Raw genomic sequence first — 12,004 nt, 5'->3', positions numbered from 1 at the left:
CGGCCGCGCTTAGCCGTTATAGCCGGGCGGTCCGGCGCGGCCGGGCATGAAGCGGTAGGTGATCCGCCCCTTGGTGAGGTCGTAGGGGGTCAGTTCGACCAGCACTTCGTCGCCGGTCAGCACGCGGATGCGGTTCTTGCGCATCTTGCCGGCGGTGTGCCCCAAAATCTCATGGCCGTTCTCGAGTTCGACGCGGAACATCGCGTTGGGGAGCAGTTCGACTACCCGCCCGCGCATCTCGAGAAGTTCTTCCTTGGCCATGCAATTCCTTGTGACGAAAAGTGAAAGTCGCGGCCCCTTAGCGGGACGGCGGCAAAAAGGGAAGGCGCACAGGGAGGACCGGCCCGGCAAGCGTGCCGACGGGGAAGCGCTCCCGAGCGTCTGATCTCCAGATGGGAAGTCGACGCCGCGCCGTCAACGCGCCAAGCCAGCCGATGCTGTCAGGAAGTTCATTTGCTGCGGGCCGCACCCCTCACTAACCTTTCGCGTTCCTGAACAGGGAGGCTGACTCGCGGCCGGTGACAGACGCCAGCCGGGCAGGGCAGTTGATAGGAATGTTGGAGGGAATATGCGCAAAGTTCTGATGATCGCGCTCGCTGGTGGCGCGCTGACGCTCGCCGCTTGCGGCCATAAGACCGACACGGCCACCGCCGCCAACGAGAGCGCCAATGCGGCGGTCGAGGCGAGCAATGCGGCCGATGCCGCCAACGCCGCGTCCAACGAGACCATGAATGCGATGGCGACCGGCAACGACCAGGCGATGCAGGCTGCCGGCGACAATGCCGCCGCGGCTGGCAAGGCGGCCGAAAAGGCCGGCGACGCCGCCAAGGACGCCGGTGACAAGGCCAAGGACGCCGCTCACTAAGCACGCCTTTCTCAACGGCCGGCTAGACTCCCGACCCGAGAGCATGAAGCGCCGCGGCGATCCCTCGCCGCGGCGTTTTTTTTTGCGCCCTCGCTGCGTCTCAGGCCGGGTTGTATTTGGCCAGGAAGGTCTCGAGACGGCCGAAGAAATCGGTCTCGTCGGCCTCGTTGCCGAGGTCGTGACCGTGATCCTTGTAGAAGACGGACGTCACCGGCGCATGGCGATGCTCGAGCGCGGTCACCAACGCGTGGCTTTGCTTGGACGACACGGTGCCGTCGCTCTCACCATGCGCGATCAGTACCGGCGTGTTGAGATGCGCAACCTGCTGAAGCGGTGAGACGGTCCCAAGATCGATCTTCTGGGGCCCCGCGACGCGGGTCCGCCATTCGCGGAAGTAGCGGGTCGCCGAAAAGGATTCGCGATTGTCGCGAAGTTGGGCTTCGAGGTCGGTAACCCCGGCATAGCTGACAGCGCAGCGATAGCGCTCCGGGTTGCGGATGGCGCCCCACAATGCCGCATAGCCGCCGTACGACAGGCCCATGATGCAGACCCGCTTGGGATCGACCTGGCCGCTCTTCACTAACCAGTCGAGGCCATCGTCGAGGTCGTCCTGCATGGCTCGACCCCACTGGCCATAACCCCGTTCGGCGAACGCGCGGCCGAACCCCGTCGATCCGCGGAACTGGGGCTGGAACACGGCATAGCCGCGGCTGGCGAGAAACTGCACAAGGGGATCATATTGCCAGTCGTCGCGGGCGAACGGTCCGCCATGCGGCAGCATGATCAGTGGTGGCGGGCCTTTCTCCGCAGTGCGCGGCAAGGTCAGGTAAGCGGGAATCTCGAGGCCATCGCGCGTCTTGAAGCTGACGCTCTTGACGTTGCTCATCGCCGCCGGATCGATCCGGTCGTAGGGATTGGCGACCGGGCTCATCCGCAATTGCCGTCGATCGAGCACGTAATAAGCGCCAGGATCGGTCGCCGCGCTCGACCGCACGAGCACGCGGTTCTTGTCGCGGCTGAAGCTCACCACTTCGTTGACTTTGTCCGGCAAGGCGCGGTCGATCGAACTCTGGACCTTGCGCATGTCGGCGTCGAACCACTGGAAGCGGGTCCGGTCGTCTTCGTAGGAGACGCCGCCGACGTCGCCGCTCCACTGGTCGGCGTAGACTTCACCGACATCGACATTGGGATGTTCGAAGATCGGCGCGCCAATGGCGCCGGTGGCAAAGTCGTAGTGGTAGACGCCGAAGCGACCGGTGCGCTCGTTGGTGATGATCGTGCCCTTGCCGGAGGGCCCGAAGGTGAAGCGCTCGATCCGGCTGTCGTCATCCTTGTCGAAATGGCCCTTGACGATGCGCAACGATTCCTCGGGCTTGTCGCGGTAGAAGAGCTTCCAGCTGCGATCGTCGTAGGCGAGTCCGGCGCGGACGGTGCCATTGGTGTCGACGAACCAGTCCCAGACATTGGGCCGTTCCTTCTCGACGACCACGGCGGCGCCGGTGCCGAGATCGACGCGTTTCACCTGCGGATTGCTGTAGATGTCCTTTTGACTCGCCACCAAGGCGTATTGACCGTCGGGATCGACGAACAGGACTTCGCCGACGAATAAGCCGTCGCTCTTGGGATCGCCGACTTTGATCTGGCCAGTGGTAAGGTCGACGATGAGCAGGCGCGTGTAGGGAAAGAACAACGCGCCGATGCGTGTCTGCTTGATCACCGTCATGAGGAGACGGTTGTTCCCGGCCCAATAGAGCGAGCGAAACAGTACGTCGCCGGTCTGCAGCGCGCGCGGCCGCCCGGCTGGGTCGTCGACGTTGATGATGAGGATGCGCTGGTCCTTGCCGGTTCCCGCGCGGGCGGCGAGCCAGCGGCCGTCGGGCGACATCATCGGCGAGCGCAGGGACGGCGGGGTAGCAAAATCGGCGATGCTCGGCTTGGCGGTCGTCGCTCCGACCACAGCAGCGGCCGGCGTCGTCTGCGCCGGTCCGTTCGCCCCCAGCGCGCCACTCGCAACCGCGCCCAGCGCGATCAAACGCAACCACAACATGCAACAAGCCCCCTTGTTTGGCGGCCCAGCCTAACTTGATTGCGGTTAAAGAAAAGCCCCGCTCCGACCGGTGTCGGAACGGGGCTTTTCAATGGCTCGATTTGACGATCAGCCGGCGCCGTGCGCCGCCAGGGCCGCGAGCAGCAGCAGCGCCACGATGTTGGTGATCTTGATCATCGGATTGACCGCCGGGCCGGCGGTGTCCTTGTAGGGATCGCCGACCGTGTCGCCGGTCACCGCGGCCTTGTGGGCTTCACTGCCCTTGCCGCCGTGGTTGCCGTCCTCGATGTACTTCTTGGCATTGTCCCACGCGCCGCCGCCCGAGGTCATCGAGATGGCAACGAACAGGCCCGACACGATTACGCCCAACAGCATCGCGCCCAGCGCCGCGAAGCCCTGCGCCTGGCCCGCGACAGCGGTGATGATGTAATAGACCGCGACGGGGCTTAGCACCGGCAGCAGCGAGGGGATGATCATCTCCTTGATCGCCGCCTTGGTGACGATGTCGACAGTGCGGGCGTAGTTGGGACGGCTGGTCCCGGCCATGATGCCGCTGTCGTTGCGGAACTGCTCGCGGACGTCCTCGACCACGCTGCCCGCCGCCCGGCCGACCGCGGTCATGCCGAAGGCGCCGAACAAATAGGGCAACAGCGCGCCCAAAAGCAGGCCGACGATGACGTACGGATTGCTCAGCGCGAAATCGACCTTGAGGCCGGGGAAGTAGCGGGCGAGGTCGGTGGTGTAGGCGCCGAACAGCACCAGCGCGGCGAGCGCGGCCGAGCCGATCGCATAGCCCTTGGTCACCGCCTTGGTGGTGTTGCCAACCGCGTCGAGCGCGTCGGTGCGCGCGCGTACGTCGTCGGGAAGACCCGCCATCTCGGCGATGCCCCCGGCGTTGTCGGTGACCGGTCCGTAGGCGTCCAAGGCGACCACCATGCCGGCCAGCGCGAGCAGGCTGGTGGCGGCGAAGGCGACGCCAATGATGCCCGCGATCTGGAAGGTCGCGACCACCGCGACCACGATCACCAGCGTCGGCAGTGCGGTCGACTCCAGGCTGATCGCGAGGCCCTGAATGACGTTGGTGCCGTGACCGGTCTCCGACGCCTTGGCGATCGACTTGACCGGGCGATAGTTGGTGCCGGTGTAATATTCGGTGATCCAGACCAAAAGGCCGGTGACGGCGAGGCCGATCAGCATGCACCAGAACAGGTCCATGCCGGTCACGCTGTCGATGATGTTGGCGGTGCCGTCGGGATTGACGATACCGCCGCCCCCGATCGCCGCGTGCATGTCGCCGAGCGCATATTGCGCAGCGAGATAGATCGCCGGGATCGACAGGACAGCGGTGGTCCAGAAGCCCTTGTAGAGCGCGCCCATGATCGACTGGCCCTTGCCCAGCCGGACCATGTAGGTGCCGATGATCGAGGTGATGATGCACACCCCGCCGACCAGCAGCGGCAGCACGATCAACTGACCGAGCAGCGGCGAATTGGGCAGCAGCAGGGCGATGGAGACCATCGTAAGGCCGATCGTCACGACGTAGGTTTCGAACAGGTCGGCGGCCATGCCGGCGCAGTCGCCGACATTGTCGCCGACGTTGTCGGCGATCACCGCCGGATTGCGGGGGTCGTCCTCGGGGATGCCTGCTTCGACCTTGCCGACGAGGTCGGCGCCGACGTCGGCGGCCTTGGTGAAGATGCCGCCGCCGAGACGCGCGAAGATCGAGATGAGCGAGGCGCCGAACGCCAGCGCGGTGAGCGCCTGGGTGATGGCATGACGATCGGCCTCGACCGCCAGGTCACGCCCGCCGGGGCCGGTCAGATACCAGTACAGGCCGGCGATCGAGAGCAGGCCGAGGCCCGCCACCAGCATGCCGGTGATCGCGCCCGAGCGGAACGCCATGGTGAGCCCGCCCTGAAGCGAAGTCCGCGCGGCTTCCGCGGTGCGGACGTTGGCGCGGACCGAGATGTTCATCCCCACATAGCCGGCGACGCCCGACAGGACCGCGCCAAGCAGGAAGCCGGCGGTGCTGAGGCCGCCCAGCGTGAAGAAGATGATCGCCGCGACGATCACCCCGACGATGCCGATGGTGGTGTACTGCCGGCCGAGGTAGGCCTGCGCGCCTTCCTGAATGGCGCCGGCGATATCGACCATGCGCTGGTCGCCGGCCGGCGCGCTCAGCACCTGGCGGCTGGTGACAAGTCCGTAGAGCACGGCAATCAGTCCGCAGACGATCGCGATCACTGTGACAGTCATGGTAGAGAACAACCCCTTGTTCGCTTATGTCCGGCGACGCTGGCGCGCCTCCGGGAGAGAAGACGGCGGGAGTTGTAACGGCTTAACGAGACCTGTCTAGGCCAGCCAAAATGCGCTCAGCGAACCGCAGATCAGCCCGGCGGCGAGGATCGACAGTCGGCGCCAGTCAATGAGTGCGATGTTCATGGCCCAGGCGCTCCGGCAGTGGGACGACGCCCCGTTTGTCGGTGAGCACGATTGCCTCGCCGTCGGTCAGGGTGCCGATGCGGGTGAACCTGGGCTGCTCGGGTAAAGAAAGCGTTAGGAGGTCGGTCCCGGCGGGCAGTGCGGCGAGCAGCGCATAGTCGTCGCCACCGGTCGCGGCGAACAGACGTTCGGCCCGGCCGCCACCGCGCTCGGCGACGAAGGCGCTCGACAGCGGCAGCGCCTCGAGGTCGAGCGCCGCGCCGCAGCCGCTCGCCGCGCACAGTCGCTGGGCATCGAGCAGCAGCCCGTCCGACACGTCCATCATCGCGGTCGCCAGCGGCGCCAGCGCGCGGCCGGCGGCGAGCAGCGGGACCGGGCGACGGAAGATGTCGACCAGCGGCCCCTCGGTCGCCGGATCGCTCGTGAGCAACGCCAGTCCGGCGGCACTGTCACCGAGCGTCCCCGCCAGCCACAGTTCGTCGCCCGGCCGTCCGCCCGCGCGCGCCGGGGCGGGCGTGGCGGTCCGTCCGACCACGGTCAGCCCGAGCACGCGCGGCGCCCCCAGCGGCAACGCGATGGTGTCGCCCCCGACCAGGGGCAGGCCGTAGCTCTCGCAAGCAGCTGCGAGACCGTCGAGGAAGGCATTCTCCCATGCGCCATCGCCCGCCAGCGTCAGCGACAGCAAGGCAGCAATCGGTTCGGCACCCTTCGCCGCAAGGTCGGACAGGTTGACCGCCGCCAGCTTCCACCCGACCGAGGCCGGCGGATCGGACGGTAGGTAATGGATGCCCTCGGCGATGCTGTCGTGGGTCAGTACGAGGTCGCCAAGCACCGCCACATCGTCGAGCAGCCCGCGCGCGGCGGGGTCGGTGGCGATCCGTCGCAGTTGGGGCAGGAAAGCGGATTCGGACGGCATCAGGTCACTCTATCGTCATTGCGAGCGCAGCGAAGCAATCCACTGCTCCTTCTGCCCCGAGAAGGCACTGGATTGCCGCGCCTTCGGCTCGCAATGACGCAAGCTCAGGTCCGCGCTTCCTTGGCGATGGCGTCGAGCAGCCCGTTCACGAACGAGACTTCCTTCTTGTCGAAGAAGGCGTGGGCGACGTCGAGATATTCGCTGATCACGCTGCCCACCGGCACATCGCGCCGCGCGATCAACTCGTAGGTGCCGGCGCGCAGGATCGCGCGCATCGGGCGATCGAGCCGGTCGAGCTTCCAGCCGTCGGCGAGCTTGCCCTCGACCTGCGCATCGATCTCGTCGCGGCGGGCATCGACCCCGCGGACGATGTCATCGAAGAAGTCGACCTCGGCGTCGGCCAGCTCGTCGCCGTCGATCGTCGCGCCGAGCCGGTGCTGGTGGAATTCATGGAGCAGCTGGGCGAGCGGCTTGGGCTCCATCTCGAGCTGGTAGAGCGCCTGGACGGCGGCGAGCCGCGCGGCGGAGCGCGAGCGGGAGCGGGCGGGAGCGGTCATGAGGCGGCGGCCTATGCCCGTTCAGGTGCGCCAAGGAAAGCATCGAGCGCCTGCGCCACCGCCGCGGGCTGCTCCCACGGGACGAAGTGGCCGGCATCCTCGACCCGGACGATCGTGAGGTTCTCGACCAGCGCATCGAGCCCGTGGAGCTGTAGCGGCAGCAGCGCCTTGTCCTTCATTCCCCACACCACCAGCGTCGGAACCTTCACCTTGGGAAAGGCGCGCAGGAGGAAGTCCGGCAGCGGAACGGTGACGCCGGGCGGCGGGACCATCACCGCCGCCCCGCGATACCAGTTGAGCATCCCGGTGAAGACCCCCGGCTGGCGCCATTCCTCGAAATATTCGGCGCGCTCGTCCGCGCTGATGTTGGCAAGGTCGACATGGCCGCCGAAGCTTTTGTCGAAAAAGGTCTCCCACCCCATCGCCTCGACCGCCGCCTCGAAGCCGGGCGTGCGGAAGGCGGTGATATACTGGCTCGCCGCGCGCTGGTCGGCATCCTCGATCAGGCTCTTCTGGAAGACGACCGGATGCGGCGCGTTGATGATGACGAGGCGTTTGAGCCGCGGATCGTTCTTCAGCGCCGCCGCCCACGACACCGCGCCGCCCCAATCGTGGCCGACCAGGGTGAAGTCGTTAAGGCCCAGCCGGTCGACCAGGGCGAACAGGTCGGCGAGGATCTTGTCGGTGCTGTAGTCGCCCGGATCCTGCGGCGCGTCCGACCCGGCGAAGCCGCGCTGGTCGGGCATGATCAGGCGATATCTGTCCTCGAGCAGCGGCACCAGCCCGCGCCATGTCCGATGGCTTTCGGGAAAGCCGTGCAGCAGCACGATCGCTGGCCCGTCCTCGGGCCCTGCGAAGCCCACGTTGAGGGCGACGCCGGTCGGCAGGGCCATTTTCTCGAAGCGCATGTCACCATCCTTGGTCGTTGCGATCGCGGCGAAGCAATCCAGTTCCTGCCCCGTTGGTCAAGGAAACCGGATTGCGTCGCCAACATCGCAACGATTGTTGCGGCTTAGTGCTTCGTCACGAGGTGAGCGTCCTCGCCCACATTTTGCCACAACCAGCGCCTGACCACCCGCACGGGCGGCGAGCGCCAGACGAGGATGACGAGACCCAGTAGCAGCAGCCACGGTAGGAGGAAGCCGATCGCCTGGAGCACCACGCTGATCATGGTGACGAAGCTCGCTACCAGCGCCTTGACGCCGGCCTTGATCGGATTCTCCCGGAAACCCGGGATGCCGCCTTCACCGTCGTAATTGAAGGTGATTGGCGTGGCGGCCAGTTGTTGCTGCCCCTCGTCGGCGGACCGGCGCTGCTGCTGGGCCGCGGCGATCAGGTCGCTGAGCTGGCGCTGCAATTCGGCGCGCTCGGTGCTGCCGGGCTTGGCCGCGTCGATCCGTTTGCGCAGGTCGGTAGCCTGCGCCTCGATGTCGGTCGCGGCATTATTGGCCGCCGCGACCGTGCTACCGACATCCTCGCCTTCATAATCGCTGCGGACAAGCTTGCCGTCGGCCGAACGGACGTCGGCGAGGGCCATCCGCCCGAACTGCCGAGCGATCCGCGGGTCGACCTTGACCGTGAGGCTGCCCGAGACCGCATCGTCCTCGCCGACCGAATATTGCATTCCGGTGATCCGGCACCGCGCCAGGCCAAGCTGTTCGCAACGCTCGGCATGGCGCTCCTGCACGGCTTCGATCTGCGAGTTGCCAAGCAGATAGTCGTAGGAGAATTTCCACGCGACACCGGGCGTCGCGCCCGGTCCCGCGCTGTCCTTGGCTACCGATGAAGAAGAGTCGTTCGCTCGTTGCGAACAGCCGGCCAGCAGTAAGGCTGCGGCGGCAAGCCCCATCACACGCATCAGACACCATCCCTTTCGTTCCTGCAGCTTCTGTCGGCTGCTGCCTCGGAGGAGAACGCAGGGCGCGAGTCGCGTCAAGCGTGGGCGCTAAGCCGATCCGCCTTTACCGAGCGGGGCGAGATAGTCCTGCCAATATCGCTCCGCCGCGCCATAGCCACCTTCGCTGGCGCCGATCAGGCCTTCGCGATCGCGGATGGTGATACAGCCGCGGCACATCTCGATCAGACCCTCCGCGCGCAGGGCCTTGAGCATGTTGGTGACGGTCGGCCGATGCGACACCGTCATCTGCGCCAGCGCGTCGTGGGTCACCTCGATCGCATCGTCGGGCAGCCGGTCCTGGCACATCAGCAACCAGCGCGCGAGGCGCGAGGTTACCGACTGTTCGGCGCACAGCAGGTTGGAGGAGACCTGCGTGATGAAGGCATAGAGATATCGCTGCACCACCTCGCGCGCCTCGGCGGAATCGGCGATGATCCGCTGGAAATCCTTGGTCCGCACCCGGCGACCGCGCAGGGGGCCGACCTGGACCAGCACCACATGGCGCGCTCCCGGGACACTGAGCAGTGCCGAGACCGGGAACATCCCCTCGCACCCGACCATCCCCACCTCGGAGAATTTGCCGCTTGGGGAGAGCTGGAATTTCGACGCGACGCCTTCGGTCACGATGAAGACTTGGCTGCCGTCGAGTAGCTCGTCGGGGACGGTGGCGCCGGTCTCGACCGAGAAGTCGCCCCCACTCGCCATCAGTTCGTCCGCGCAATCCGTCGGCATCAAGGACAACAGCTTATTATTGGGCACGCGCACGTCCCCTTTCACTGTGCTGACCAATTACCGAGCAAAAAGCAGTAGTAGACCTGTTGGGCAGGTAAGCCACCATACACAGGTTAAGAAAAAAACGTAAAGCAAACGACATTGTTCCGTTACGGAAGCGTCGGTTGCAAGACCAAGATTGCTTCAACCCGCTTGGGTTAATGTCCTGTGATTGCCGAACTTTTTGCGGCTTCAGCAGGAGACTCACCATGCCCTTCACCACCTCGTCGAGGCCGCGGCACCGGCGGCTCGCCCGCGTCGTCGGCTCGGCCCTCACCGCGCCTCTCGCCATCGCCGCCCTTGCCGGGCCGGCTGCCGCGCAGTCGGTGCCCGCACCGTCGACCCTGGTCAGCGTCTGCTCGGGTGTCAGCCTGCCGCGATCGGTGGTGACCGACATCATGAGCCCGGTGCTGACGGGCATCTACGGACCGGTCGAAAATCGCGTCAACGGCATCCTCGGCGTGCTCACACTCAACCCGCTCGTCCTGAACCTCACCGGCCAGCCAGCGCCGCTCAGCGTCAACGTCAACGGGCTGCTTACGACCGCCGCCTCGGGCAGCAACATCGGCCTCAACGTCGTCGCGCAGGATGGCACGCTGGTCGGTCCGGCAAGTACCTGTAACGCGACGGCCGACGGCTACACGCTCGACACGCCACAGGGCCTGGCGATCGGCGGCAACATGATCTCCGGTCTCGGCGCCAGCGGCCAGCAGGCCACTGCCGGCGAGATCAACTCGGTCGCCCTCGGCAACCGCGCCCAGACCGATGCCTTGGCGGTCAACAGCATCGCCATCGGTCCCGACGCCGCGGTGGGCGCGGGCGGGAGCAATTCGGTCGCGCTCGGCTCGGCCGCTAGTGCCACCGCCGCCAACAGCGTCGCGCTGGGCGCGGGATCGGTCGCCAGCCGCGGCGCCGTCAGCGGCTATTCGGCGCCCCTCCTGTCGGGCACCTACAATAGCGCTGGCGAGATCAGCGTCGGCGCGCCAGGGGCGCTTCGCCAGCTGACCAACGTCGCGCCCGGCTCGGCGCCGACCGATGCCGCCAACATCGCCCAGCTCCAGGCACTGGCCGCGCTCGTGCCGACCGATCCGGTCGTCTACAACGGCTCGAGCCACACCGGCATCACGCTGAGCGGAGCGGGCGGCACTACCATCACCAACCTCGCGGCGGGCAATGTCGCCGCCACGTCGAGCGATGCGGTCAACGGCAGCCAGCTGTTTGCCGTGCAGCAGCAGGCGAGCGCCGCCGCGACCACCGCCGCCAACTCAGTCCAGTATGGCGGCGCGTCGCAGACCAGCGTCACCTTCGGCGGCGCCGGCGGGACGGTTCTCACCAATGTTGCGGCGGGCACCGTCGTCGCGGGATCGACCGACGCGGTCAACGGCGATCAGCTGTTCACGCTGAGCCAGCAGGTCACCGGCCTCGCCAACGCGACTGCCAACGGGGTCCAGTATGACGACGCGACGCAGGCGCAGGTGACGCTGGGCGAAGCCGCCGGGACGGTGGTCACCAATGTCGCCGCCGGCAACATCGCCGCCGGTTCGACCGACGCCGTCAACGGTGGCCAGCTTGCCGCGACCAATGCCCAGGTCGCGACGAACACCGCCAACATCGCCAACCTCACCACCCAGGTGAACACCAACACCGGCGACATCAACGCCATCCAGGTGCAGATCGCCAACCTGACTGTCGCCGGGGGCAGCCCGGTGCAGTACAGCAACCCCGCCACGCCGACGACATCGAACGGGGGTGTCGCCACCAACGACGTGACGATTGTCGGCGCGAATGCCGGTTCGGTCACAGTGCACAATGTCGCGGCCGGGGTCGTCGCCGCCGGCTCGACCGACGCGGTCAACGGCAGCCAGCTCGCGGCCACCAATGTCGCGGTGCAGACCGCTCAGACCACCGCCAACCAGGCGCAGGCGACGGCCACGCAGGCCCAGACCACTGCGACCCAGGCGCAGGGGACGGCGACGCAGGCGCTCGTGCTCGCCAATAACAGCGTCCAGTACGACAATGCGCAGCGGACCTCGGCCACGCTCAATCCCGGCGGCTCGGCGACGCGCTTCAGCAATGTCGCGACCGGCACCGCCGCCACCGACGCGGTCAACGTCGCCCAGTTGCAGGCGGTCGCCAGCGGCGCGGTGACCAGCGCCGTCAACACCGCGGTCAGCCAGGCCAATGCCTACACCGACGCCCGCTTCCTGGCGATGAATTACGACCTGCGCGCGGTCCGGCGGGAAGCGCGGGCGGGGAGCGCCGCGGCGCTGGCCGCCGCCGCGCTGCCGCAGCCGCTCGAGCCCGGCCGCAGCATGATCGCCGGCGGCGTCGGCACCTACGGTGGCCGCTCGGCGCTCGCGATCGGCGCGAGCCACGCCTCCGACGACGGCCGCAGCGTGTTCCGCGTCGGCCTTACCTACGACACCAATGAACGCGTCGGTGCCAATGCCGGCTACGGGTTCCAGTTCTAGAGCTTGGGTTAAGGTGTCGGTGGCCCCGTCCCTGCTTC

At 66.9% G+C, this 12,004-nt stretch carries 10 protein-coding genes and 2 pseudogenes; 4 read left to right on the top strand and 8 right to left on the bottom strand.

Going from position 1 to position 12,004, the window contains the following annotated elements:
• Positions 1 to 9: 9 nt before the first annotated feature.
• Entirely contained in the window at positions 10 to 261 is a 252-nt protein-coding gene (gene infA / locus GCU42_RS09710; RefSeq protein WP_114227326.1) for a translation initiation factor IF-1, read from the bottom strand.
• A gap of 307 nt (positions 262 to 568) precedes the next feature.
• On the opposite strand from infA, the gene GCU42_RS09705 reads away from it, so the two are divergent.
• Entirely contained in the window at positions 569 to 865 is a 297-nt protein-coding gene (locus GCU42_RS09705; protein WP_114227325.1) for a hypothetical protein, read from the top strand.
• A gap of 100 nt (positions 866 to 965) precedes the next feature.
• Here GCU42_RS09705 and GCU42_RS09700 read toward each other — a convergent pair whose 3' ends face one another.
• From GCU42_RS09700 to GCU42_RS09670, 7 genes are all read right to left on the bottom strand, one after another.
• Entirely contained in the window at positions 966 to 2,912 is a 1,947-nt protein-coding gene (locus GCU42_RS09700) for a S9 family peptidase (protein ID WP_114227324.1), read from the bottom strand.
• Positions 2,913 to 3,020: 108 nt separating this feature from the next.
• Positions 3,021 to 5,168, bottom strand: a complete 2,148-nt coding sequence (locus tag GCU42_RS09695) for a sodium-translocating pyrophosphatase (protein WP_114227323.1) — start codon at positions 5,166 to 5,168, stop codon at positions 3,021 to 3,023.
• 166 nt (positions 5,169 to 5,334) lie between these two features.
• On the bottom strand, positions 5,335 to 6,270 hold the full coding sequence (gene thiL / locus GCU42_RS09690; protein WP_114227322.1) for a thiamine-phosphate kinase: 936 nt from the start codon (positions 6,268 to 6,270) through the stop codon (positions 5,335 to 5,337).
• Between the two features lie 104 nt (positions 6,271 to 6,374).
• Positions 6,375 to 6,827: a transcription antitermination factor NusB gene (gene nusB / locus GCU42_RS09685; RefSeq protein WP_114227321.1), complete on the bottom strand. Its 453-nt coding sequence runs from the start codon at positions 6,825 to 6,827 to the stop codon at positions 6,375 to 6,377.
• An 11-nt stretch (positions 6,828 to 6,838) separates the two neighbouring features.
• Complete coding sequence (locus GCU42_RS09680; RefSeq protein WP_114227320.1) at positions 6,839 to 7,735, bottom strand: alpha/beta fold hydrolase; 897 nt, start codon at positions 7,733 to 7,735, stop codon at positions 6,839 to 6,841.
• Positions 7,736 to 7,839: 104 nt separating this feature from the next.
• Complete coding sequence (locus GCU42_RS09675) at positions 7,840 to 8,685, bottom strand: DUF4349 domain-containing protein (protein WP_114227319.1); 846 nt, start codon at positions 8,683 to 8,685, stop codon at positions 7,840 to 7,842.
• A gap of 87 nt (positions 8,686 to 8,772) precedes the next feature.
• Positions 8,773 to 9,429 carry a Crp/Fnr family transcriptional regulator gene (locus GCU42_RS09670; RefSeq protein ID WP_162789197.1) on the bottom strand — a complete coding sequence of 219 codons (657 nt, stop codon included), beginning with the start codon at positions 9,427 to 9,429 and terminating at the stop codon, positions 8,773 to 8,775.
• Between the two features lie 227 nt (positions 9,430 to 9,656).
• Here GCU42_RS09670 and GCU42_RS15660 point away from each other — a divergent pair.
• From GCU42_RS15660 to GCU42_RS15655, 3 genes and pseudogenes are all read left to right on the top strand, one after another.
• A pseudogene (locus GCU42_RS15660) lies at positions 9,657 to 10,535 on the top strand (hypothetical protein); the annotation flags it as partial.
• A gap of 108 nt (positions 10,536 to 10,643) precedes the next feature.
• Positions 10,644 to 10,718 (top strand): annotated as a pseudogene (locus GCU42_RS15675) (hypothetical protein); the annotation flags it as partial.
• Entirely contained in the window at positions 10,719 to 11,966 is a 1,248-nt protein-coding gene (locus GCU42_RS15655; RefSeq protein ID WP_420496917.1) for a YadA-like family protein, read from the top strand.
• The last annotated feature ends 38 nt before the right edge of the window (positions 11,967 to 12,004 follow it).

It is taken from the genome of Sphingomonas ginsengisoli An et al. 2013, from assembly GCF_009363895.1.
GTDB lineage: Bacteria > Pseudomonadota > Alphaproteobacteria > Sphingomonadales > Sphingomonadaceae > Sphingomicrobium > Sphingomicrobium ginsengisoli.
The sequence above is the reverse complement of the archived record's forward strand: the minus strand, read 5'-3'. Positions and strand labels throughout refer to the sequence as shown.

Coding starts and splice junctions, on each gene's coding strand:
- thiL (WP_114227322.1), bottom strand. CDS start 6,270: ATGCCGTCCGAATCCGCTTTCCTGCCCCAACTGCGACGGATCGCCACC.
- nusB (WP_114227321.1), bottom strand. CDS start 6,827: ATGACCGCTCCCGCCCGCTCCCGCTCGCGCTCCGCCGCGCGGCTCGCC.
- GCU42_RS09675 (WP_114227319.1), bottom strand. CDS start 8,685: ATGCGTGTGATGGGGCTTGCCGCCGCAGCCTTACTGCTGGCCGGCTGT.
- GCU42_RS09705 (WP_114227325.1), top strand. CDS start 569: ATGCGCAAAGTTCTGATGATCGCGCTCGCTGGTGGCGCGCTGACGCTC.
- GCU42_RS09695 (WP_114227323.1), bottom strand. CDS start 5,168: ATGACTGTCACAGTGATCGCGATCGTCTGCGGACTGATTGCCGTGCTC.
- GCU42_RS09700 (WP_114227324.1), bottom strand. CDS start 2,912: ATGTTGTGGTTGCGTTTGATCGCGCTGGGCGCGGTTGCGAGTGGCGCG.
- GCU42_RS09670 (WP_162789197.1), bottom strand. CDS start 9,429: ATGGCGAGTGGGGGCGACTTCTCGGTCGAGACCGGCGCCACCGTCCCC.
- infA (WP_114227326.1), bottom strand. CDS start 261: ATGGCCAAGGAAGAACTTCTCGAGATGCGCGGGCGGGTAGTCGAACTG.
- GCU42_RS09680 (WP_114227320.1), bottom strand. CDS start 7,735: ATGCGCTTCGAGAAAATGGCCCTGCCGACCGGCGTCGCCCTCAACGTG.